The sequence below is a fragment of the Acholeplasma sp. ORD1043 genome (assembly GCF_057808485.1).
On the sequence record NZ_JAQLOJ010000001.1, the window covers coordinates 14,229 to 38,794 of the forward strand.

20 protein-coding genes are annotated in these 24,566 nt (G+C 30.1%); 2 read left to right on the forward strand and 18 right to left on the reverse strand.

Translation table 11 applies throughout. From position 1 onward, the window contains the following. Positions 1–7 precede the first annotated feature (7 nt). Positions 8–901: an allose kinase gene (alsK, locus tag PG914_RS00065; RefSeq protein WP_488821636.1), complete on the reverse strand. Its 894-nt coding sequence runs from the start codon at positions 899–901 to the stop codon at positions 8–10. Positions 902–906: 5 nt separating this feature from the next. Continuing rightward, positions 907–2,859: an alpha-amylase family glycosyl hydrolase gene (locus PG914_RS00070; protein WP_488821637.1), complete on the reverse strand. Its 1,953-nt coding sequence runs from the start codon at positions 2,857–2,859 to the stop codon at positions 907–909. Positions 2,860–2,936: 77 nt separating this feature from the next. On the opposite strand from PG914_RS00070, the gene PG914_RS00075 reads away from it, so the two are divergent. Further along, on the forward strand, positions 2,937–3,908 hold the full coding sequence (locus tag PG914_RS00075) for a LacI family DNA-binding transcriptional regulator (protein WP_488821638.1): 972 nt from the start codon (positions 2,937–2,939) through the stop codon (positions 3,906–3,908). A gap of 16 nt (positions 3,909–3,924) precedes the next feature. Here PG914_RS00075 and glgB read toward each other — a convergent pair whose 3' ends face one another. Both glgB and PG914_RS00085 read right to left on the reverse strand, forming a co-directional pair. Next, entirely contained in the window at positions 3,925–5,769 is a 1,845-nt protein-coding gene (gene glgB, locus PG914_RS00080) for a 1,4-alpha-glucan branching protein GlgB (RefSeq protein WP_488821639.1), read from the reverse strand. Between the two features lie 75 nt (positions 5,770–5,844). Continuing rightward, on the reverse strand, positions 5,845–8,220 hold the full coding sequence (locus PG914_RS00085; RefSeq protein ID WP_488821641.1) for a glycogen/starch/alpha-glucan phosphorylase: 2,376 nt from the start codon (positions 8,218–8,220) through the stop codon (positions 5,845–5,847). A gap of 163 nt (positions 8,221–8,383) precedes the next feature. Between PG914_RS00085 and PG914_RS00090 the strand changes: the two genes are divergently transcribed. Further along, positions 8,384–9,145 carry a hypothetical protein gene (locus PG914_RS00090; RefSeq protein ID WP_488821642.1) on the forward strand — a complete coding sequence of 254 codons (762 nt, stop codon included), beginning with the start codon at positions 8,384–8,386 and terminating at the stop codon, positions 9,143–9,145. A gap of 80 nt (positions 9,146–9,225) precedes the next feature. Here the strand turns inward: PG914_RS00090 and PG914_RS00095 are convergent, their stop codons facing one another. The 14 genes from PG914_RS00095 to PG914_RS00160 all read right to left on the reverse strand — a co-directional run bounded on the left by PG914_RS00095 (position 9,226) and on the right by PG914_RS00160 (position 24,381). Next, complete coding sequence (locus PG914_RS00095) at positions 9,226–9,858, reverse strand: NAD(P)-dependent oxidoreductase (RefSeq protein ID WP_488821643.1); 633 nt, start codon at positions 9,856–9,858, stop codon at positions 9,226–9,228. 65 nt (positions 9,859–9,923) lie between these two features. Further along, positions 9,924–10,955 (reverse strand): LLM class flavin-dependent oxidoreductase, encoded by a 1,032-nt coding sequence (locus PG914_RS00100; protein ID WP_488821842.1) that lies wholly within the window; start codon positions 10,953–10,955, stop codon positions 9,924–9,926. Between the two features lie 9 nt (positions 10,956–10,964). Next, positions 10,965–11,750: a hypothetical protein gene (locus tag PG914_RS00105; protein WP_488821645.1), complete on the reverse strand. Its 786-nt coding sequence runs from the start codon at positions 11,748–11,750 to the stop codon at positions 10,965–10,967. A gap of 82 nt (positions 11,751–11,832) precedes the next feature. Then, positions 11,833–12,399: a DUF2188 domain-containing protein gene (locus PG914_RS00110; protein ID WP_488821646.1), complete on the reverse strand. Its 567-nt coding sequence runs from the start codon at positions 12,397–12,399 to the stop codon at positions 11,833–11,835. Positions 12,400–12,460: 61 nt separating this feature from the next. Next, positions 12,461–12,757 carry a DUF1294 domain-containing protein gene (locus PG914_RS00115; protein ID WP_488821647.1) on the reverse strand — a complete coding sequence of 99 codons (297 nt, stop codon included), beginning with the start codon at positions 12,755–12,757 and terminating at the stop codon, positions 12,461–12,463. A gap of 8 nt (positions 12,758–12,765) precedes the next feature. After that, positions 12,766–14,322, reverse strand: coding sequence for an L-glutamate gamma-semialdehyde dehydrogenase (pruA, locus tag PG914_RS00120; protein WP_488821648.1), 1,557 nt, complete (start codon positions 14,320–14,322; stop codon positions 12,766–12,768). An 8-nt stretch (positions 14,323–14,330) separates the two neighbouring features. Beyond that, positions 14,331–15,473, reverse strand: coding sequence for an NAD(P)/FAD-dependent oxidoreductase (locus PG914_RS00125; RefSeq protein WP_488821649.1), 1,143 nt, complete (start codon positions 15,471–15,473; stop codon positions 14,331–14,333). Continuing rightward, on the reverse strand, positions 15,470–15,742 hold the full coding sequence (locus PG914_RS00130) for a (2Fe-2S)-binding protein (protein ID WP_488821650.1): 273 nt from the start codon (positions 15,740–15,742) through the stop codon (positions 15,470–15,472). The genes PG914_RS00125 and PG914_RS00130 overlap by 4 nt, the downstream gene beginning before the upstream one ends. After that, positions 15,729–16,547, reverse strand: coding sequence for an NAD(P)/FAD-dependent oxidoreductase (locus tag PG914_RS00135; protein WP_488821651.1), 819 nt, complete (start codon positions 16,545–16,547; stop codon positions 15,729–15,731). Before PG914_RS00135 ends, PG914_RS00130 begins: the two co-directional genes overlap by 14 nt. Beyond that, a complete protein-coding gene (locus PG914_RS00140; protein ID WP_488821652.1) occupies positions 16,534–16,842 on the reverse strand; it encodes a (2Fe-2S)-binding protein in 309 nt (102 codons plus the stop codon). The genes PG914_RS00135 and PG914_RS00140 overlap by 14 nt, the downstream gene beginning before the upstream one ends. 41 nt (positions 16,843–16,883) lie before the next feature. Further along, positions 16,884–17,267: an iron chaperone gene (locus PG914_RS00145; RefSeq protein ID WP_488821653.1), complete on the reverse strand. Its 384-nt coding sequence runs from the start codon at positions 17,265–17,267 to the stop codon at positions 16,884–16,886. A gap of 95 nt (positions 17,268–17,362) precedes the next feature. After that, entirely contained in the window at positions 17,363–21,073 is a 3,711-nt protein-coding gene (locus tag PG914_RS00150; RefSeq protein WP_488821655.1) for an AAA domain-containing protein, read from the reverse strand. 528 nt (positions 21,074–21,601) lie between these two features. Beyond that, positions 21,602–22,969 (reverse strand): 23S rRNA (uracil(1939)-C(5))-methyltransferase RlmD, encoded by a 1,368-nt coding sequence (gene rlmD / locus PG914_RS00155; protein ID WP_488821656.1) that lies wholly within the window; start codon positions 22,967–22,969, stop codon positions 21,602–21,604. Positions 22,970–22,980: 11 nt separating this feature from the next. After that, a complete protein-coding gene (locus tag PG914_RS00160; protein ID WP_488821657.1) occupies positions 22,981–24,381 on the reverse strand; it encodes a DEAD/DEAH box helicase in 1,401 nt (466 codons plus the stop codon). Positions 24,382–24,566 lie beyond the last annotated feature (185 nt).

Consider the following 24,566-nt stretch of genomic DNA (forward strand, 5'->3'; position numbering starts at 1 on the left):
AACTCCTTTATTTTGTTATTTTTGATAAGTAGTTTCTAGCGTAAATCGCTGCTCCTAGTATACCTGATTTTGCATCTTCATTTGCATAATAGACTTTAAAATTATCTTTAGTTAATTTACTAAATAAATTTTTAGCAATTAATTGTTCTAAATAAGCTTTCGGGAATTGTTCTGACATAATAACTCCACCACCTAAAATAATGGTTGGTATGTCTAAAATTGTAATTTCTGTTGCAATATAAAATGCCAAGATATGTAAATAAGTTTGAATAACTTTTGAATCGAAATGTTCTTTGAGCATTGTTTTAAATTCACTGTTTGGAAAATGCTTTTTATGAATCTCAATTAAATTGAAACCTGAAACCATAGATTCTAAGTCTGGTTGTTTTTGAGCATCAAAGTCAATACCATTAATATACATTGGAACATGACCAATTTCACCGGCTGCACCAAAGTCACCTTGGTATAAGTCTCCTTTAATACGAATAGCATTACCAAATCCAGTTCCAAGATAAAAACCTAAAACTGATTTGTTTGGATCAATTTTAAAGAATTCAGCATCATATAATAATAAGTAATTCACATCATTTCCAATAACAATTGGAATGTTTAGTTCTTCTTCTAAATCTTTTAAATATGAACCTTCAAAACGACGTTCATTTGGTGTATGTAAAACAGTTCTAGTTTCTTGGTCAACTAAACCAGGAAAACCTAAAGAAATGGCTTTAACTTCACCTTTAGATTGAGCTTTTATGACAAAGTTCTTAACGACATCTTTTAGTTTATCTGCATAATCTTTTGATGCATATTTTTCTTCCTGTAAAATATTAAAATTTTGGTCAACTAGACCAATACGAATGTTTGTTCCACCAACATCTACACCAACATAGAAATTACTCATTAAAATCAGCCTCTCTTTCTTACAATATAAACACCAGGTTTATCAACATAATATTTTGAATCTTCTTTTTTGACTCTTTGTGAATTGAAAATTAACTCTCCATCAACTAATAATTCAGTTTTTGTAAAGTCATTTTTAAGGAAATGATTTAGAGTATAACCTTCACCTTTTAATGAATAGAAAACATAATCCTCTAAAATGGAAGCTTCAATTTCATTTTTAGCATATTTATCTAATCTATATAGTTTGTATTTTTTACGTAACTTTAAGATTTTCTTGAATTTAGAAATACTACTATAATCATACCACTCAATTCGATTTATGTCATCTGAACTTTGGTAAGAATTTTCTTCACCAAATTTAGAACGATACATTTCTTGACCAGCATGATAGAAAGGAATCCCTTGAGAGATTGCGATTAAATGATTAACAAAATCTTGATAAATCTTCTTCTTAAGCTCATCTTTGTAGTTGAAAGCTAATGTATCATAAAACGTCATATTATCATGACATTCAACATAGTTTAAACTCTTCTTAGGTGATGAAAACATATGAGGTGAACCTTTTAATGCAAGTAAAACTTGATCTAACTTTTGTTTAGAACCTGTTGCATAACCAAGTTCTGTAGTATGTAAATTACCTTTGAATAAATTTCTATAAAAATCGTTAAAGTGACCAATTTCTGCCATTAAATGTTGATTGTTCATGTTACTTCTTTGCATTTTTGAAACTGCTGAATCCATGTTCCAACCTTCACCATAAAGGATGACTGATGGGTTTATTTTTCTTAATACGGTTGAAATTAAATTCATTGTATCTACATCCATTAGACCCATTAAGTCAAAACGGAATCCATCAACTTTATAGTTTTTAACAAAATGAACGAGTGAATCAACAATGAGTCGTCTTACCATGTAATTTGTAGTTTCAACATCATTTTCTAGATAACATGAATGGGTTGGTTGAAAATGACGATCATGTCGGAAAAAATATCCTGGAACTAATTGATCATATGGGAATAAAGCACGTTCGTAAACATGGTTATAAACTACATCCATTACGACACCTAAACCTAACTTATGTGCTTCATCAACAACTTTTCTAAACTCATTGATTCTCATATATGGATCATTAGGATTTTTTGAGTACCAACCTTCTACTGCAAAATATTGCATTGGATTATAACCCCAATTATAAAGTTTAGATTTTTCGATATCATCAACACCATAAAAATCAAATACTGGTAATAATTGTAAATGTGTAATGCCTAATTTTTTAATATATCCTAATACAGAAGTTCCTAATGATGGAGCGACTTGAGAAAGACCATCAAAAAGACCTTTATCAACAACATCCAGTCTAATTGTCATATCTCTAACGTGACCTTCATAAATAACTGCATCGGTGTATTTTTTTAATGGTACATAATCAAATTCTTGTTTGTTTAATTTATTTTTATCAACAATAATTGAATCTGTTAAGTTTGATGCTACAGTATAAGGGTCTTTAACATCAACAAATTCATCAACTAATCTCACACGGTAAAGATATGCTTTTCCTTCTAAATCGCCTTCTACCTTAGCGTACCAAATTGGTTCTTGATACTTCATCTCATACGAAGTACCATCGACCACTACAAACATTTCTTTAGCTACTGGTGAAAAGACGAAAAACTCAGTAAAAGTTTTTTGATAGTTTACACCTAAAGGACCATCGTATCTGAATTTCTTATCAAATGATTTTAATAATGTAACTAATCCAATTTGTAGTGGAATCTTAACTTCATTAATCCAAATATGGTCAGTTTCATGTAATTTTAAGTTTCTATCAACCTTAAAATATTGACTTGCTCCTTCATTTTTGTACCAATAAAGTTGGTACCCCTCAATGCCAATTGACCAAATATATTCACTTGATTCAATTCTAACTAAATTAAAGTCATCTATAAATGCTTTCATGACAAACTCACTTTCTAAAATCTCTCTAAAAATTTTTATGTATTGTGATAAAATGTATGTGATAGGAGGGGAATAATTTGAAACCTACCATTAAAGATGTCGCTAAGCGTGCGAATGTATCAATATCAACTGTATCGAGAGTCATCAACCGTAAGGGTTATGTTCACGAAGAAACTAAAGTTCTAATTGATAAGACAATTAAAGAATTGGGTTTTGTACCTAATCAGTTAGCAAGAAGTCTTACCAACCGTTCTTCTAAAATTATCGCTGTAATCGTCCCACATATTGGGCCGCATTTCTATGGTGAATTACTAGAATCCATCGAGGCTCAAGCCCAAGCGAATGGATATAAGATTATGTTCTTTAACGTTCAAGATGATCCTGAACGTGAACTTGAATATATCAAATTCTTTGAACAATATAATATTGAAGGTATCATCATCGCTTCCAACTTTCAAAATGCTTCCAAGTTAGATGAAATGAAAGTTCCCATTATCACAATTGACCATATTCTTGATGAAACAATTCCTTCAATCACCGCAGATTCAGTTAAAGCAGGTGAACTTGCTGCTAAACGCTTAATCAAAGGTGGTTCTAAAAACTTAGCAATCTTCCGAGGACCATCATTCTTGATGACTACAATCGAAAGAACTTTAGGTTTTAATAAGGAACTCAAAAAACATGGTTTACATGCAGATGTCTTCGATTTCGACTTAGTTACACCAGATGTGAAACTAATCGAACAAATCTTAAAAGCTAATCCACATATTGATGGTATCTTCGCTTATTCTGATACCTTAGCACTTGTTATTTCTTCAGTGCTACAAAAATTGGGTAAGAAAATTCCAGATGATGTTCAAATTATCGGTTATGACAACACACCATTCTGTTCTTATGTAAATCCACCACTAACAACAATTAGTCAACCAATCAGTTTGCTTGGCAAACAAGCATTCATTAACTTAACACGATTGATACGTGGTGTTGAACTTGATACTTTACATGAAGTGATCGATGTTGAATTAATTGAAAGAAAATCAACCAAATAGGAAACCAGTCGGTTTCCTATTTTTTATATCTTAGAATTAATCCAGTTAGTGAACCAAGTTTTACTTTTATATGATAAGGTTGGCCATTTCTTTCACCTTCGTAGGTTTTAAGTGGTAAGCCATTATATTGATTCGCACCAGCATAAATATCCTTATCCGAATTGAGAATTTCTTCATATTCTCCTGCAAAAGGAACACCAACTTCATACTCATTATAAAAATTAGGTGTCATGTTTAATACCACTACCATGTGTTCTGTGTCACTTGATCTTAAATAAGCGAAAACAGATGTATCTTGATGATCAACAATCAACCATTTAAAACCTTCAGGTCGATGATCATAACGATAAAGTGCATCATGATGACGATAAGTTAAAGCTAAATCTCTAAAATAAACTCTAGCTGAATCATGCATAGGGAATGTTAAAAGATTCCAATCAAGCTCTTTTCTAAAATCCCATTCTGCAACATGTGCAAACTCTTGACCCATGAATAGTAATTTCTTTCCTGGATGAGTCATGTAGAGTGTCATGAGTAAACGCCAATTTCTAAATTTATCTTCATAACTACCTGGCATTCTAGTTAGTAACGTACCTTTCATATGAACAACTTCATCATGTGAAAAAGGCAAAATAAACTGCTCATTGAAAGCATAGACTAAGCCAAAAGTGACGTTATCATGGTGATATTTTCTATGAATAGGGTCTTCTTTAAAATATCTTAATGTATCGTTCATGAATCCCATATTCCATTTATAATTGAAACCTAATCCACCAATATCGGTTGGCCAAGTCACTTTTGGATAATCGGTTGAATCTTCGGCTGCAAAAATTATTCTGTCGTCTTTAGCAAACAAATGATTGGATATTTCTTTTAAAAAGTTAATTGCACCGGTGTTTTCACCTAAATCACGATTTCCTAAGTGATAAATTAAATTAGAAACCGCATCAATTCTAAAGCCATCAACATGGAAGTAATCAACCCAGAAATTTAGTGCAGAAAGCATAAAACTCTTGGTAATACCTTTGTCAAAGTCTAGGTTTGATGTACCCCAAGTGACATTTTCTCTTAATTTCTTATTTTCAAATTCATAAAGGTGAGAACCATCAAATTTATAAAGTCCAAAAGCATCTTTATTGATGTGTCCTAATACCCAGTCGATGATTACACCAATACCTTCCTGGTGACATCTATCAATAAAGTACATTAAGTCTTTTGGTACACCGTATCTTGAAGTTGCAGCAAAGAATCCTGTACCTTGATAACCCCACGAATCATCAAGTGGATGTTCATAAATAGGCATTAATTCTACATGTGTAAAACCATGTTCTTTGACATGTCTAATCAAATCTTCTACAACTTCATTGTATTTTCTAAAATTACCAAAATCACGTTTCCATGAACCTAAATGAACTTCATATATGAGCATTGGTTCTTGATAAACTTTTTTCTTTAATCTAAACCAGTCTTGATCACGCCACTGATAGCCATCAATATCATAAACTTTTGATGCATTACCAGGACGCATTTCAGCAAAGTAGGCGAATGGGTCAGCTTTATATAAAACTTTACCGTTGTGTAAATGGATTTCATATTTATATGTCACCCATTCAAGATTTCTTGGAATAGTAATTGACCAAATACCTTGTGGATGGATTCTAGTTAAAACATGTTTCCAACCTTCATAATTATTATCAGATGAAACTAATCTAACTTCTTTAGCATTTGGAGCATAAACTGTGAATGTTGTTGAAACTATTTGTCCCTCTTCATTTTTATTTAAATGAGCGCCTAAAAAATCATATGCCAAATAGTTTTTACCTAATAGGTATAAATCGACATGTTCGTTTGTGTATCCCACCAAATCACCCCTTTGTGTTTACTTCTATTTTACCAAATTTTTCTAAAGAAAAACTGCCTATAATGGCAGTTTTAATTAGAATTTAATCGATGTTAAGTGCCAAATGTCTTCATTGTATTGTGCAATTGTTCTATCTGAAGTAAAGAACCCTGCATTAGCAATATTCATAATTGACATCTTCCACCAAGTTTTTGAATCTCGGTAGAGTTTATTTGCTTTTTCTTGAGCTTCAACATAGCTTGCAAAGTCAGCAAGTACTAAGAAGTAATCTGAATTTAATAAGTTGTGTAAGATGAAGTCAAAATGTGTTGGATTTGAATTTAATGAACGAATGAATTCAAACACTTCTTTTAATCTTGCATCTTTTTCAAATACTTCTCTAGGTTTATAATTCTTTTCTTTATAAATTGTAGTAACCTCTGCTGCAGATAAACCAAAGATTACTTCATTTTCTGCACCAGCTTGTTCAACAATTTCAACGTTAGCACCATCCATAGTACCAATCGTTACTGCACCATTTAACATGAATTTCATGTTACCAGTACCAGATGCTTCTTTAGAAGCAGTTGAAATTTGTTCTGAAAGATCTGCAGCTGGGAATAAGAATTCACCATAAGTTACATTGTAGTTTTCAACAAACACAACTTTTAATAAGTCTTTAGTTTCTTCATCATTGTTAATTACATGTGAAATTGCATTGATTAATTCAATGATACCTTTTGCCATAATATAAGATGGAGCAGCTTTTGCACCGAAAATGAAATTTTGAGCATGGAAATTTTTCTTGAAAGCTGGATCTTTTTTCAATCTTAGATATAGATAAATAATGTGTAACACATTTAACAACTGACGTTTGTATTCATGTAATCTCTTGATTTGGATATCAAAGATTGCATTTTCATCTAACATAACACCTGTATCTTCATAGATACGTTTAATTAATACACGTTTCTTAGTTAATTTCATATCTTTAATTTGTGCTTGTACTTTCACATCACTAGCATATTTTTCTAAGCCTTTAATTAAAGATAAATCTTTTTGCCATTCTGTTCCCAGTAATGAATCTACGATTGAAGCTAATTCTGGATTGATGTGTAACATCCAACGTCTATGTGTAATACCGTTTGTCTTGTTATTAAATTTGTTTGGATATAATTGATAGAAATCATTCAATTCGATATTCTTTAAGATTTCAGTATGAAGTGCAGCAACACCATTTACTGAGAATGCACCATAGATACAAATGTTTGCCATACGAACATTGTTCACACCAACCAATTGCATACGGTATTGTTTTTCTTCTGAATAACCTTTTTCAGATAATTCAATTTTGAAACGACGATTCATTTCTACAATGATTTCAAAAATTCTTGGTAATAATCTTGTAAAGATTTTGATATTCCATTTTTCTAATGCTTCTGCTAAGATGGTATGGTTTGTATAAGCACAAGACTTAGTTACAATACTCCATGCTTCATCATAGCCTAAACCTTCTTCATCCATTAATACTCTCATTAATTCAGGAATGATTAATGTTGGGTGAGTATCATTGATTTGGAATGTATAGAAATCAGCTAAAGTTCTAATATCGCGACCTAAACGTTTATGTTCATTGATGGCGGATTTAATCCCTGCAGCTGAGAATAAATATTGTTGTTGTAAACGTAAAATCTTTCCTTCTTCAGTAGAATCATCTGGATATAATGAATCTGAAATCTTTCTTACCATTTCAAGATAATTTTGGTCATGATATAGATATTTCTTAGATGGTTCAGTAGACCATAATCTCAAGTGTGTTACTACACCATTTTGAGCTCCGACAACCTTAACATCATAAGGTACTGCACGCACCCAAACCGGATCAATTAATCTAATATTTTGAACGTAACCAAAGTAAGGAATTTCAACTGCTTCATCTTCCTTCTTTTCTTCCCAAATAAATGGTTTTTCTAACCAGTTGTCTGGATATTCAACTTGCTTATCATTTTCAATTTTTTGGATAAAGAAACCATTTTGATATCTTAGTGAGTTACCATATAAAGGTAATGCAAGTGATGCTGCTGAATCTAAGAAACATGCAGCTAATCTACCTAAACCACCATTACCTAAACCAGCATCTGACTCAGCTTGTTCGATTTCATTTAAATCAAAACCCCAGTCATTAAATGCTTCTCTTACAACATTAGCATAACCAGCATTCATTAAGTTTGAAGTGATTAAGCGTCCCATTAAAAATTCCATTGAGAAATAAATTGTCTTTTTCAAATTGTTTTTCTCAACGTAATTTGTAGTTTTTATATAATCTAATTTTAAATGTTCGTCTAGAATTTCAGCTAATGCAGCATATCTTTCATAAAGCGTTGCTTCTTCAACTGTTTTATTGAAAAGGTGAGCTAATGCTAGTACATAAGCACCTTTAAACGTTTCTTTGTTTGCGAAAATATGGTTCATGTTTTAGTTCCTCTCTGTAGTCGCTATCAATACTAGTATTTTAACATGAATACATGTTTCATTTTCTGTGCAACCGTTTACATTATCTTCTCAGGATTAATATTTTAAGGTTATAATCAAATTATAGGTAAAAATTACCACAATTAAGTAAAGAGAGGATTATATGAAACATATTTTAATGAAAAGATTAGATGAAATTGCATTATCTTTATCACGTTATGAGGATGCTGTCGCACTTATTGCATTAGGCTCTGTTGGAATGGATATCGACCGATTAGATCAGTATTCTGATATAGATTTCTTCGTTATTGTGAAAGATGATGTCAGTAAATATTTTATTAATAATTTAGATTGGTTGCGTGAAGCATCGCCGCTTGCGTACTATTTTTATAATACGACTGAGGGATGTAAAATTTTATTTGAAGATGGTGTATATGGAGAATACGCAGTCTTTAGTGAATCAAGACTAAAAGAAATTCCACTGATTGATGCAAGACTTCATTGGGTAAAACCAGGTTATGACTTTGACTTTAAACCTGAATTAAATCCAGTTAAAAAATATCCATCAATAGATTACGCTCTTAATGAAGCGATAACAAACATATATGTTGGATTAAACAGATATTTACGTGGAGAAAAATTAAGTGCTTATACTTTTATTCAAGGTCACGCTTTAAACAACGTCTTAAGTGTATTACCATTAATTGAACCTGAAATGGTAAAGGGAGACTTTTATACTGCTACGCGTCGTTTAGAGAAAAGATTCCCTCAATTCGCTGAAATTATTCAAAAAATCTTAGTTGGTTACGACAAAACACCTGAAGCAGCTATGGTGTTAATGGCATATATAACAACCTATTCAGACATCAACCAAAGAATGGTTAAAGAAATTGAAAAATTATACGAACAAGCAGTTTTAAAATAAAATTCAAAGAAAAGATGAAGCATAGACTTCATCTTTTTTATTTTATATTCTTGAATTAATTACTTTTAACTTATTAAAAATTAAATGTTACAAATCGTTAATCGTTTATGAATATTATTTACTTGAATAGCTTGTTCGACAACAAACTTAGCTAAGTCTGCAACATTAATTTGTGATTTACCCTTTGAATTAAACAGTACATAATCACCACCGACGTTATATTTTTCATGTTTATCAAATGGTAAAATCTCTGCTGCAGGTGAAATAAATGTCCATGGGAAGGACTGATCCTCTTTGATGAGTTCAAATAAGTCATATGCACCTTTAACTTTGTCTTTCCATTCTTGTGGTGTAGTATGGTAAAGTGGTTCACCGTTTTGTTGAAGTAAACTTGATGCACCGCCAATATAAATAACACGAACACCAAGTCGTTTTACGACATTAGTAATATGTTTAGAACCATCAATATATTCTTGATAAAGATTTGGGTTAGTCCAACCCGAGTTGTAACTAGAAATTACCAAATCTGCACGACGAAGTACTTCAACTAGTTTTTCATCATCAAAAACATCACAATGGATACTTTCTAGTTGCGGATGATTATCGAATTTACCTGATCTTGAAATTGCAAGTACATAATGTCCTTTGAACAGTGCTGCTTTCACTAATTCTCTTCCAATAAAACCTGACGCTCCAATAATGGCCAATTTCATAAAATCACCTCTTTCTTAAGTTTATTTTACATGAAACAATAAAAAAAAGCGTGTTGTCACGCTTTTTACTCTAGTAACTTTTTAACTAAAGGAACAACTTTTTTACCAAACAACTCAATACTTAATAACACATCTTCATGCGGCATATAAGCACCAGGCATATGAAGTAAAAATCTATTGATACCTAAATCTTTCATTGTTTTAGCAATCTTTTTACTAACAAATTCAACATCACCTACATATAATGGACCATATTTAATTGAATTTAAATAATGTTCTTTTGTATAGGTACCCCAACCACGTTCAGCACCTAATTTTGAAAAAGCAGCATGATGCGGATAAAAATATCGCTCAATTAAATCTTGCGGGTTTTTATCCGTAATGATTCCATGAGAATGAACACCAATCTCCATTAATTTCGGATCATGACCAGCCTCTAAATAGAAATGTTTGTATAAATCAACTAATGGTTTAAAACGGATCGGTTCACCTCCTATAATAGCAAACACGATAGGTAAACCTAATTTAGCTGCACGAATAACGGATGTTTGTGTACCACCAACTGCAATTGAAACTTTTAACGGATTTTGAGCTGCTCTAGGATAAACTGCGTTTCCATCTAGTTTTTGAGTATGTTTACCGCCGGGCCAATGAACAAATTCATCTTTTCTAACAGCAAGCAACATCTCTAATTTTTCAGTGAATAATGTATTGTAGTCTTCAAGATCATATCCAAAGAGCGGGAATGATTCGATGAATGAACCACGACCAGCCATAATTTCAGCACGACCAGAGGATAGGATATCTAGTGTGGCAAACTCTTGATATACCCTAATTGGATCTTCACTAGAAAGCACCGTTACTGCACTACCTAAATGAATGTTTTTAGTTAATTTAGCAGCAGCTGCCAAAATGGTTTGAGGACTTGAAGCAGCATAATCAATTCGATGATGTTCACCAATCCCATAATAATTAAGACCAACTTTATCAGCCATAACAATCTCATCAATTGCTTGATTGATTCTTTCTTGATGAGAAATCATTCCTGATTTTTCATCGATGCCGGTTTCTAAAAATGTTGTTAATCCAAATGTCATTGGTTTCACTTACTTATTTCTCCTTTTAGTAATTAATTTAGCTTTTGGATGATTGACTAAGTTTTCACCTAACATACCTGGTAAGATTAATCCCGGTTCATAAATACCTTTTTTAAAGTTTTCTAAAAATAGGATTTCTTTTTCATTAAAGTTTAAGAGTTCGACTAAAAAAGGTTGATATTGTGGTGCACTAATTCTAATCACTACATCACTTAATCCTACCTCATCATTTAATGCATAATAGAAAGTTAAAATCTTTCTAATAAACGGTGCTTGTTGAGGTAATATTTTTTTATTATCTATGATAGCTTTTAAAAAAGTTGTATCTTTATTACCTTGGAAAAGTGAAAGAAAATAAATACCGTAATTTTCTAAAGTGGATAAACAGTTTAAGTGTAAATCCTCAAAGACTTCATCTTTTCTTGCAAAATACTCAGGTGCTAAGATATGACGTCGATTTAAATAATCAATCGAGAGTGTAATAGCTTGCTTATTATCTTGATCGATAATATAAAAAGTATCCTTACTACCTGTAATTTGGCTCTTTTTTAAATCCACTGAAAAATTCTTTTTTAATAGAACTTTTGCTATATTTTCATTAATTTGATTTCTTAATTTGTTTACTTCATTGATATCTAAGTCACTATGAAAATCAAAATCTAAATGTGGTTTCACAAGTTCAATATCTTTAATTAGAAATTGTAGTGCTGATTCACCTTTTAATTTTAAATTTCCAAAAACCTCTTCACTATCAAATGCGTACATTATATCGCCAATTCTTTTTAATTTTTCCATGTGTAAAAACCTCTTAACTGCTGTCTTTCTAAATCCATTTTAACATAGATAAAAAAATCCTCCTTAATGGAGGATTATATGATTATTCTTTTTTAGAGTAATCTTGTTTTCGAATAGAACCATCTTTCTTGTGAATTACGATCGATGAATCTTGATTTTCTGCTAATTTTTCAGCGTAAGCAATAGCTTCTTTTTGAGTCTTAAAGTATTTAATCGTTTTTGTAGAGCCTTCTTTACGAACTCTCCACCAACCAGCATTTTCATGCTCATCATCTTTATTTTGAGAAATATGATATTTAGCTACTTTCTTTTTAGCTTCTCCATCAGTTGCTTTTGATGCAGTTGCTTTTTTAGCTTTTGGCTTTTGTTCAGTTGATAAAGATGAATCTGTTTCTTCAATTTCTTCTTCTACAGTTTCATTTTTTTCTTCTTTAACTGGTTCAACCTTAACTTCTTCTTTTGGGGTAGATTTTACTTCATTCTTAGCTGAAGATTGTTTTAATTCAGCTTCAGTTTTAACAGCAGTATGTGTTGTTTTTTTATTTTTTGGAATAAATAATGCAAGTAATATAACAACGATTAAAAAAGCGACTGCTCCAACGATTAGGTATTCATTTAAACCCCATTCACCTTGAAATAAATCATTCATGATAATTCCTCCTTTAATATTCCTAATTCTATTTTACTAGATATTTGAATTTTTGCCTAAATTACGCGAAAAAATCAATGAAATTAGATAATAATAAGTATAAAATGCCACAATGTAATAAAAATGATCCCCAATTTACAACAACAAAATACCAATGTTTGGTTTTATGTCTAGCAAGATACATACCTAAAAGACCACCAATTGAACCTAATATGAAACTAGATAGTAAGAGTGTTTTTTCTTTAATTCTTCGTTGATTTTTAATTGCTTTATTTTTATCAATCACATATAAAAAGTATGTGACCAAAGAAATCATAAACCAAGCAACAACATAAATATAAATATATATAGGATTCATATAATCACCTAAAACATTTCTGAAATGGTCTTAGCTTGCATGTGTAAGATTAAATAATCTGGACCACCTGCTTTAGAGTCGGTTCCACTCATATTAAATCCACCAAATGGTTGATATCCAACAATTGCACCTGTACATTTTCTATTAATATATAAGTTACCTACTTCAAAGAATGTTTTAGCTTTTTCAATATTTTCACGATTATTTGAAATCACCGATCCAGTTAAACCATATTCAGTATTATTAGCAATTTGAAGTGCTTCATCAAATGTTTTAAAGCGAGTTACACCTAATACTGGACCAAAGATTTCTTCTTGCATAATACGTGAAGAAGGATCTAAATCTTTAATGATTGTTGGTTCGACAAAGTAACCAACTTTATCATCTGCTTTACCACCAAATATTAACTTACCTTCTTTTTTACCAATTTCAATATAAGACACAATTTTACTATATGCTTTTTCATCATTAACTGGTCCCACGAATGTGTCTTTCAGTTCTGCTGCACCTACTTTAAAATTAGCTGTTATTTTTACTAATTTTTCTAAGAATGCATCATAAACTTTTTCATGAACGATTGCTCTAGATGCTGCTGAACATTTTTGACCAGCAAATGAAAATGCTGCTTTTGCAACTTCATTAGCTGCAAAATCTAAATCAACATCTTGATCGATAATCATTGCATCCTTACCACCCATTTCACTGATCACACGTTTCAACCATTTTTGACTAGGATAAACAACAGCTGCTTTCTCATAAATTCTTACACCAACTGCCTTAGAACCAGTAAATGATACAAATCTAACCTTAGGATGGGTGACCATATATTCACCAACTTCAAGTCCATCACCAGGAATAAACTGAATGATGCCATCAGGTAATCCTGCTTCTTTTAAGACCTCTAAAGCTTTATACGCAATGACTTGGGTTGTTACAGCTGGTTTTAATAAAACCGTATTACCAGTGACAATTGATGCAGCAGTCATACCTAGTAAAATTGCGAGTGGAAAATTCCAAGGGGTAATTACTGCTGCAACACCTAATGGCATATACTTATATTCGTTTCTTTCAATCTTATCCCTTGATAAAACTTGTTTATCTTTTTCCATAAGATCAATCATACTTCTGCCATAATACTCTAAAAAGTCGATTGCTTCGGCTGTATCAGCATCAGCTTCTGCCCAAGGCTTACCTGCTTCTAATGATAAAAGTGCAGAAAATTCAAATTTTCTACGACGCAAAATAGCAGCTGCTTTAAATAAAATATCTGCACGCATTTTGTAATCTGTTAATTTCCAAGTCTCAAAATGTTTTAATGCACTTTCTATCGCAGCATCAACATCACTTTTACTAGCTTGATGAATGAATCCAATTACTTCTTGAAGTAAAGACGGATTGATACTTTTCAATAATCTACCACTTTCAACTTTTTTACCATCAATGATTAATGGATATTTCTTTCCTAAATAAGATCTAACTGTCTTAAGACCTTTTTCAAAATTAGCTTGATTTTCAGGTAAAGAAAAGTCTACTAATTTTTCTGTTTCATATGGATATATTGCCATAAAGCCTCCTATACAAATGAAAGTTCAACTTCATTTGTTCTTTGTTCAAATCTGTTAATACTTAAATCTTCTAAATTTATGCCTTCAATTGAAGATTCTTGATAAAGTAATAAATCTCTAATTAATACACCCGTTGCTGGAGCAATCATAAATCCTCTACCTGAAAACCCACATGCAACGATAAAGTTTTCTATTTTAGTTTTTGAAATGATTGGATTTCGATCAGGTGACATATCATAACTTCCAGCCCATTGCCGTTGGACTTTCACATCACCTAATGTCGGTAGAAAATTTAAAACCTTAGAAGAAATACTTTCTAAAAACTCAATACTTGAATCTTGACTATGGGTTGAATGATGATTTCCACCTTCACCCATGATTAATGGACCGTGTGGAACTTGTTGAATATAGAAGTTTTTAGAAAAACTCATAATCATTGGTTCAATCATTTTGCTTACTGGCATTGTTGCTAATATTTCATGTTTCTCTGGATATACTGGAATATCTACATTCATAAGCACACCTAATTCTTTTGTAAAACTTCCAGCTGTTCCAATCAAATAATCAACTTCATATGTAGCTTTTGAAGTAATTACTTTTGATACTTTGTTTGTTTGAATTTTAACATCTTCTAATTCCTCATAAAAATGGAATTTAACTCCATTTTCCTTGCAAGCTAAGAATAAAGCTTCACTTACTTTAAAAGGGTTTAAATGACCATCTTTATGACAAAAAGCTGCACTGTAAAACTTTGTTTCATCAATGATTGGAACTAACTTTTTAACCTCATCTTTAGTTAATAATTTTGAAGGAATTTCTAAACTGTTTTGTAGTTTGATGTTTTTGATAAATTGTTGATGCTCTTCTTCATGATTAGAAAGTAATAAATAACCTTTTTGTTTAAATTCTATACTATCTTTATACTTCAAATGTTCTTCACCATTTTCAAAGAATTCCACTGAATACTTTGATAACAAACAGTTTAATTTACTACTCCATTGCATACGGATACCCGCACCATTTCTACCTGTTGCACCATTTAGAAAATAGCCTTTATCAATCACAGTAATATCTAAATCTTTTTCTTTAGAAAGATTAAATGCAGCAAATAATCCACTGATACCAGCACCAATAATCATTACCTTTTTCATTTTTTATGCTCCATCAATGCTTTAAGTGGTATATTTGCTAGATTTGGTCTAATATGCATTAATTCAATATCTGATTTTTTTATGTGATTAAATTTTGAGATTTCATCAACGACAATATGGATACAATCTCTTCCTTGACAAGGTCCCATACCTACTCTTGTTAGTCTTTTAATATCTTCAACTGTGGTAAATCCCATTTCAAGACATTTATGAATGTCAGCCATTGTCACTTCTTCGTATGGGCAAATGATGATTTTATTTTTTTCCATGCATTTCACCTAAATAATTAAAAATAGCTTTTACTGCACTACTTCCATCAAATACATTTTCTTCAGCGTTTTTAAATGATTTCACATTGCCTGCAACAAATACACCTTTTATCGATGTCATATAATCAACTGATTTAGGAAACCATGACTGCTCTTCTTGATCAAAAACCATTTCACAGTTTAGCATTCTTAATATTTCATTATGTGGTAGATTACCATCAGATACAATTAAAAAATCTGATTGGAAATTACCTTTTTTAGTAGTTATACCTTGATATACTTCATCACCATATGCTTCGATTAAATCTGTTTTATCGATGATTTTAACAATGTTAATATCACTATTTTCTAATGTTTCAATAAGCAATTCATGAATTTCATCACCAACAATAATAATATTATTGCCCGGTTTTACTTGATGTAATTTAATCATTTCAAGTAAGGTCAAATACCCATAGATATTCGGCAGATCATTATTTGGAAACGAAATTCTCTTTTGATAACTTCCAGTTGAAACTAAAATCGATTTTGTTTGAACTTTTACAAAGTCATTCCCATCAGAAATACTTAATACTAAATCATCGTAAACACCAACCACACTATGGTTTAGCAATAAATCTACATAATTGTTATTTATTTTTCTAACAAACGACTGAACATAGCCTTCATTAAAAAATCTGGTATGACCACCTAATGTGAATCCTTGTTCAACAAGTAGTGTTTTCATCTTTAAATTACTCGCCTCAACTGCTGCTGAAAGTCCAGTAACACCGCCACCAATAATGACTAAATCATAATGTAACATGCTTTGGTCCTCTGTTTCTTTCAATTTTCATATCTTGTTTCAATAAAGTCTTACATGTTTGTACATTATTTACACCATTTACCGTCATTAAACATGAGCCTGTACAAAAATCTGTTGAACAAGTATAGCCTTGTGGTCGATTTGTTTTTCTAGAGTATGAAAAGACAAAAATACCATTTGCTAGAAGTGCGCTTGCAATGGTATCTGTTTTTATACCACTTAAATTCTTACCTTCGAATGTAAAGTTAATTTGTTTTTGTGGGAATACAAAAATTCCTTGTCGTTTTATCCTCATCAGTTTCCCCTAAAATAGTACTCTTATTTTATCATAAGAGTTTAAGCTTCACGCCAGAATTTTTTATATCCTGTTTTATCCTTGATGTTATACTTGATGATTCTTTCAATTAAAGGATAATGAATAGAATCTCTAAAATTTATCTTAAATAAGTGTCTTGTATCTTCATATCCCGCTAATTTAATTTCATCTCTAAAGTAATCCATTGCTTTAATTTCTGGTGCAATTGACATATGATTTTTCAATACACTTACAGCTAAAATAAAGGTATCTTGATAGACAAACATTGGTTGATTCCAACGAATCTCTAATTTCAATTCTGGAAAATCGGTTTTAATGCGCTCAATTAATCCAACAAAGATTAGTTTTTTACTTTCATCTTTTATTAAACTAACATAATGATTAAAGTTTTCAATATATCCCATAGGAAACCTCCCTCAATTTACTTAATCTTATCATGATAAAAACTACATTAATAAAAGAACGCTTAAAAAAAGAGAGTATTATACTCTCTCATTTACTATTTATCTAAAGTTTTTAATAAATCTCTTATATGTTTAATCTCTTGATTTGGATTTGGATACCAATTGGATTCAAATACTCGATATACTTCCCAATGTCTTGATTTTAAGAATTTATCTTGGTGAATTAAATCGCGTCTGGCATTTAGATTTTCCATATTTAAATCACAAATAATACCAAGGATATAATTATTTGTTTTCTTAGATTTAACACCTAAATTAATCTTGTTTTTGCCAATGCCAATTTGTTCATCAACTTCATAACCAAGTTTCTCTAGACGTTGTTTTATATCTTTAGCCATGATATTAGTTAATGCATCTTTAGTTTTAACCTCAGTTTGATAAAGTTGATTTAAAACTTCTTTTGTCATTTCATCATTTTTAGTTGAGACAAAGTAACAATAACGCATAAAATCTTTTAATAATTTAGGTCCAGTCGATGAAAGATCATCAACCTTAAATTCTTCTGGATATAAACTTGAAACAAAATATATCTTCTTTTTAGCTCTTGTAATAGCTACATTTAATCTATTTTGACCACCTTCATGGTTTAACCATCCAAATCTTCTCATGAGTCTTCCATCCTTACCTTTGGCATAACCCATTGAGAAGATAATGATATCTCTTTCATCACCTTGAACGTTTTCAATGTTTTTAACAAATAAACTTGTATCTTCGTTATTATCTTTTCTAAACATTTCTTGTTCAAATTGTTTTTGATATGTACCTTTTTTAAAGAGTTCTTGGTCAATTAAGTTTTCAATTGCATCTCTTTGACTTGAATTAAATGTAATGATGCCAATTGATTCATTGTGTTTTCTTTCTCTAAAGATTTTTTTAATGATATCAACAACTTCTTTTGCTTCATTGATATTTTTTCTTGCATCAAAAGTAGCATTCTTAACGTAGACATATTCAATTGGTGTAGTCATTGGTTTTTCTTGATTTGGTGAAACAATTAATTTTGCATCATAAAATGCATGATTTGAAAATGAAATCAATTCTTCATACTGACTTCGATAGTGATAATTAAGAAGTGCCTCTTTAAATCTATAACGTGCTAAGTCAAGTAAACTCTTGGCATCAATTGTCACATCTTTTAAGACTTCATCTTCAAATAATTCATCTTCATCCTCAACTCTACCAAAACCTAGGGATGATGGACGAAGTTGTTTAGGATCCCCCGCAATAACAACTTTCTTTGCACGATATATCGCAGGTATACCTTTTTCAACATACATTTGACTTGCTTCATCAAAGATGACTAAATCAAACATGCCATGTTGTAGTGGTAAAATACCAGATACCACTTCAGGTGTTGCCATCCAAAGTCTGATATGATTCATCACTTCTAGTAAATAAGTATCAATAAATGTTTTAATACTTGGTTTAGATGTTGATTCTAAGATGCGCTTAATATCCATAATTCGTCTTGTATTTGATAGACTTAAAGCTTGCTTATATAATTCCATTTCAAAGCTTTCAATGGATAATTGCATCTTTTCTTGCATCAATATTTCAAGTTGAATTTGTTTTTCTTTATACTCATTAATGATGTATAAATGTTTTTGATTTTTTGCAATAAATTCTTCTAAGAATCCTGAATAAAATGCGTCAATGAAATAAGTTCTAAATTTATAGAGTTCATCAATGTTCTCAAATAAAGGTTCTGTATTAAGCATCTTTAAATATGTTTTTGCATGATCATTTAATGCACTGAATTGATACAAATACTTATCTAAATTATTTAGATTTTCAAGTATATATAAATGCAATTTATCATCTTTAACAAGGGTCTTTAGATACGCTTTATCAAGCGCTTTTCTTTTAGTCATAAAGGATAATTTCATACTGTTATTTTTTATGAATTTTTTAGTTAAAGCACGTCGCTTAAAAAATCCTTTATGGCGGATTGAATCTTTATATCCTAAATAACTCTCATGAAATTCTTTGAACTCTAATTTAGAACTACGGGATACTTTTGAATCAAGTTTTAATATCCAAGGATATTTAATATAAATACTTGAAATTTCTAAAAATCTTTTTAAATGTTCATTTGTATCAAATGTGGTTTCTAACGCTTTAATGAGTTCAAAGTTAGGTTTATTAAAATATTTATTAAATACTTGATGAATGAGTTTAGGTGTTAATTTTTCATGTACATCTTTATCTTTAATGTAATGTTCAAAAATTGTATTGAAAGGTATGCCATCGATGGTTTGTTCATAGAGTAATTTTAAAGATTGATCCATGTCTAACATTAAAGATTTAATTTTTTGGTCAATTGCATAAACATCATTATTTAATGTTCTAACAGGTGGTTCTGGTTCTAAAAATTTCTTTAATTTCTCATAGAAGTCTTGTTTATTTTCGGCATCATCAACAAACATTGCATATTTAGATGCCTTCTTTAATCTAGAATAAATAACATCTAAAGCTACTTTCTTTTCAGAAACGACTAAGACATTTTCACCTTTTAAAATAGATGATGCAATAAGTGATGTAATCGTTTGACTCTTACCAGTACCTGGAGGTCCCCAGATAACAATCTTCTTCTCTTTATTTAATAATTCAATAACTTTTTCTTGGGAGAAATTTAAATCATTAATATATGTAATCTTTGATTCATCAATAGGATCTTTAGATATTTGTAAAGATAAATTCTTTTCAGCTAAAAATAAAGCTTGTTCATCTACTAAACCTTCTAAAAGATCATTATATTTATTAGATGATAATATTTGTTCCATATCTTTTTGTATACTTGATGAATATAATTTAAATCGTGATAAGGTCACATATGGTTTTAATTCAAAATTCTTCTTATATGCAGTTTTAGTAAATTCATCTTTAAGTTCATTTTTAAATGGAATAAAGTCAAAAGTATTTGGTATATCAATTGATATGCCATATTTTTGATAATATGGAATAACCACTTCTTTTAAAGTTTTTTCATTAAATGATTCAATTTGAGGCATTTCTAAATCAATTTTAGAACGCTCCATTTTAGATGTTAATAAGACTAAATCACGGTTAAAGATAATATCGCGATCAGTATCTTTTTTAATTGTAAAGGTTTTTAATGTTCTTTCTAATTTAACTGGGAAGTATAAAAGTGGAGCTTTAATTGGAAAATTTTCCTTCTTAAAGATACCTTCAATATAAGGATATGTAATATATAAGTTATATGAACCAGACTCTCTAAATGTTTTATTGACTTCACGGTAAAGTTTAGTCATATGTGTATCTAAATTATCTTTAACTTGAAGTTTTAAATTTTTCACTCTAGAATTTGTTAAAAATTCATTGATTTCACTTGAATTTTCAATATTTGTCAGATCAAAAGAATGAATTTGTTCAATACGTCCTAAATATAGATTTGAATTTGATTTTGAAATATCAGCTAAACGGTCTTTATAATGATGTAGGACTTTTAATGCTTCTTTTGAAACTTTAACTGATTTAGAGGTTTTATTCGTAAACCTTTTAATGACTTCTAAAAATCTTGCAGCATAAAATGTTATAAAATCCTCGTCAAGTCCTGCAATAGCTTTAAAATCAGTGATTTTAACAGGTTTTTTGTCTGCCATATCTTTTAAAGCACTATCTGTACAGATTTCTACTTTAATACCTGTAACTGCTTCTTTTTCTAAACGTATTTCATCACGTAAAGCATCAAGTGCATCTAATAAATCATTTTTCTTAAGTGCCATAATAACCACCTCTAACTATATCTTAACATTATATAGAGTTTAATAATAGTTAATTTATTTAACAAATATAAAAATAAAAAAATCACTTTAATAAGTGATTTTTAAAAAATATGCTTGAAACTTATTAATCAATTTTCTCTTCTTGAATTGATATCTTTACGAATTTTTATGATAAATAGAATAAAGAATAAAATTATTGAAGAAAATAGAATTAAGTCTAAAACAATATCATGGTAATTTGCTAACATAGCCGAAAACATTCCGAATGAACATAATAAAATAGAAAGTATAAACATACCATAACTAAATATAGGTTTTCTTGTATACATACTGAGAATAAAACCCACGGATAAAATCAAACTAATGATATTGTTACAGATATAGAAGTTTTTATTTCGTTGGGAAATCCAAGGTGTATATAAAACTTAGCATAAATTATATCCCTTTTAATTATGTTTTCATGATATATAGATTCAGATAAATTAATTTTTATGTCATACACTATAAAAAAACTGGAAAACTCCAGTTTTAATTTTTTAATTCTAATAATGTAACAGACTCAACTAGTGGTGTATATGGAAACATATCAAGTGGAATAATTTCTTTTACCTCATAGTATTTCATTAAATCATTTAAATCTTTTGCAAGTGTTGATGGATTACATGATCCATAAACAATTTTCTTTGGTTTAAACTTAAGTACTTGTTTGATCGTATCATATCCTAAACCAGTTCTTGGAGGGTCAAAGAACATACAATCAATCTTATCAACCTCTAACTTCTTTAATGCTTTTGTAAAGTCTGATTGAATCACTGTAACATTTTTAATGTTATTTCTTTTTAATGAAAGATTAGCACTTTGAACGGATTTCGAATCTACTTCAATCGCATAAACATGTTTAACATGTTTTGCAACATAATGAGAAATTGGACCAGAACCCGCATAAGCATCCATGACAACATCATCATTAGAAAGTTTAGCAAGTTCTACCATCTTATTATAGAAAATATCTGCCATGTAAGTGTTTAATTGGAAGAATGACTCGGGATACAATGAAAAGATTTGTCCATTAATTCTTTCATTAATTGTTGCTTTACCATAGATTTTTTCAAAATTAGTTGAGAAGAATACTTGTTCTTTATAATCGGTTGTATAGAATGCAAATACTGATACAATTTCTGGGAACATTTCAACTAATTTTTCAGCAACTAGATTAATATCTTTGAACTTTTGAATAAGAAGGAATGAAACTTGAGTTTCTCCTGTACTATAACTTCTTCTGATAACAACTGATTTTAAATAACCTGATTTATCTTTATGAATATATGCATTAAATTTAAATTCATCAAGTAATGTTTCTAATCCTTGAATGATTTCGTTAACTCTTGGATGTTGAACAGGTGTATCATTAACCGGAATAAATTCATTACCACCTTTAGCATATAAACCAAATCTGTTTTTACCATTAATTTTTCTGACTGGTAATGAGACTTTGTTTCTATATCCAAGTGGTTCAGGCATACCAATAGTTGGTTTAATTTTTGCATAAGAAATTCTATCTTTTACATAATGATGAATTGAGTTTATTAATATATCTCTTTTCATTTCTAATGCTTTTTCATATTTAACATGTTGCATACTATATGCACCACATTTATCATATTCTGGATAAAGAACTTCTAATCTGTCTGGACTCTTTTCTTTGATTCTTTCAATTTCACCAACAATTCTTGTAGGATAAATTTCTGTAATTTTTAAATCTATTAATTCACCAGGTAAAGCATTTTCAACAAAACAAGCTAGTTTATGATAATAGCCAATGCCCTCTCCGTTAATACCAATTTTTTTAATTGGGACTTCAATAATGTCACCAACGTTTAATTTTTCATTAATCATACTTTTAGTTCCTATTTACTATTCTTTTTTGTTTGATAGAATGGATTTTTCTTTTTTTGATACTCGATAAAAGTTTTATCTTCTTTTTTCTTTTTATTTTTACTTGGTTTAGACTTATCTTTTTTATAATCCTTAAATTTTAAGTAATCTGGCATTTTTTTATTCTTAGATGTTTTATTTGATTTTGATTTATTTGCTAATTGCTTTGTTTTTGGTTCGTTTGAAAATACAATATTAACTTCATTCTTTTCTTTAGACTCAATCGAATTTGTCTTTTCAGGGAGAGAATTAAATAGATGATCCTCTACTTTAATTTTACTCTTAATATGCTTTTCAATATCTGATAAAAGTGATTTTTCTGCAGGATCGCAAAAACTTATTGCATTTCCAGTTAAACCAGCACGGCCGGTTCTTCCAATACGATGAATATATGTTTCTGCCATTTGAGGTAAATCATAATTAATTACATAATCAAGTTTATCAATATCTAAACCACGCGCTGCAATGTCTGTTGCAACAAGGATTTTAGTGATACCCTTTTTAAAGTTTAATAACGCTTTTTCTCGATGTGATTGTGATTTACTTCCATGAATTGGTTCAGCTACTTGTTTTGCAATGATAAGTTCTTTGACAAGTTTGTTCGCGTTGTGTTTAGTTCTTGTAAAAACTAAAACAGATTTCATGTGTTTCTCTTCAATTAGATGGAGTAAGAGATTTGCTTTTTGCTTTTTTGGAACATGATAAACACTTTGTGAGATTGTATCAAGTGTTTGAGTTACAGGTGCAACTGCAATTCTCACTGGGTTATTTAAAATTTCATTAGCCAGTGACTCGATAGCTTTTGGCATCGTTGCAGAAAAAAGCATGGTTTGTCTTTCTTTAGGCACTTTCGCAATAATCTTTAAAACATCTTTAATAAATCCCATATCAAGCATTTGATCAGCTTCATCTAAGACTAAGTATTCAACATTTTTCAAATTTATAATGCCTTGATTCATTAAATCTTGTAAGCGACCAGGTGTTGCAATCACAACATCAACACCTTTTTTGATAGCTTCTTCTTGACGTTTTTGAGAAACACCACCATAAATGGTTGTATTTGTAATGTTTAAAAATTTAGAGTAGATTGTAAAATTCTCTGATATTTGAGTAGCCAATTCTCTTGTTGGTGTTAAAATCAGAGCTTTTAAAAGTCTTTCACCTCTATGTTCTTTTGTTGAAAAAATATTTTGTAAAATTGGAATTGCAAAAGCAGCTGTTTTACCTGTACCTGTTTGTGCACTTCCGAGTAAATCTCTCTTTTCTAAGAGTAAAGGTATTGCCTCAGTTTGTATTTGAGTTGGCTCAGTATATCCAGTTTGCAATAATGCTCTTTCAATGCTTTCGATAATGTTTAAATCTTTAAATGTCATTTATTTCTCATTCTTTCATTTTTTAGTTTGATTTGAATCAAACACTAAAATAGAAATGTTCATTCAATAACCTTAATGAGTATATCACAAATTCATTAATTATTAATCGTTATGTATTGGATAACTTAATGATTTGTTATTATTTATTAAATATGTATCAAATCCTATGATTGGTATAGAAAAAG

Coding starts and splice junctions, on each gene's coding strand:
- alsK (WP_488821636.1), bottom strand. CDS start 901: ATGAGTAATTTCTATGTTGGTGTAGATGTTGGTGGAACAAACATTCGT.
- PG914_RS00070 (WP_488821637.1), bottom strand. CDS start 2,859: ATGAAAGCATTTATAGATGACTTTAATTTAGTTAGAATTGAATCAAGT.
- PG914_RS00085 (WP_488821641.1), bottom strand. CDS start 8,220: ATGAACCATATTTTCGCAAACAAAGAAACGTTTAAAGGTGCTTATGTA.
- PG914_RS00090 (WP_488821642.1), top strand. CDS start 8,384: ATGAAACATATTTTAATGAAAAGATTAGATGAAATTGCATTATCTTTA.
- PG914_RS00095 (WP_488821643.1), bottom strand. CDS start 9,858: ATGAAATTGGCCATTATTGGAGCGTCAGGTTTTATTGGAAGAGAATTA.
- PG914_RS00100 (WP_488821842.1), bottom strand. CDS start 10,955: ATGACATTTGGATTAACAACATTTTTAGAAACCGGCATCGATGAAAAA.
- PG914_RS00105 (WP_488821645.1), bottom strand. CDS start 11,750: ATGGAAAAATTAAAAAGAATTGGCGATATAATGTACGCATTTGATAGT.
- PG914_RS00110 (WP_488821646.1), bottom strand. CDS start 12,399: ATGAATGATTTATTTCAAGGTGAATGGGGTTTAAATGAATACCTAATC.
- PG914_RS00115 (WP_488821647.1), bottom strand. CDS start 12,757: ATGAATCCTATATATATTTATATTTATGTTGTTGCTTGGTTTATGATT.
- pruA (WP_488821648.1), bottom strand. CDS start 14,322: ATGGCAATATATCCATATGAAACAGAAAAATTAGTAGACTTTTCTTTA.
- PG914_RS00125 (WP_488821649.1), bottom strand. CDS start 15,473: ATGAAAAAGGTAATGATTATTGGTGCTGGTATCAGTGGATTATTTGCT.
- PG914_RS00130 (WP_488821650.1), bottom strand. CDS start 15,742: ATGGAAAAAAATAAAATCATCATTTGCCCATACGAAGAAGTGACAATG.
- PG914_RS00135 (WP_488821651.1), bottom strand. CDS start 16,547: ATGTTACATTATGATTTAGTCATTATTGGTGGCGGTGTTACTGGACTT.
- PG914_RS00140 (WP_488821652.1), bottom strand. CDS start 16,842: ATGAGGATAAAACGACAAGGAATTTTTGTATTCCCACAAAAACAAATT.
- PG914_RS00145 (WP_488821653.1), bottom strand. CDS start 17,267: ATGGGATATATTGAAAACTTTAATCATTATGTTAGTTTAATAAAAGAT.
- PG914_RS00150 (WP_488821655.1), bottom strand. CDS start 21,073: ATGGCACTTAAGAAAAATGATTTATTAGATGCACTTGATGCTTTACGT.
- rlmD (WP_488821656.1), bottom strand. CDS start 22,969: ATGATTAATGAAAAATTAAACGTTGGTGACATTATTGAAGTCCCAATT.
- PG914_RS00160 (WP_488821657.1), bottom strand. CDS start 24,381: ATGACATTTAAAGATTTAAACATTATCGAAAGCATTGAAAGAGCATTA.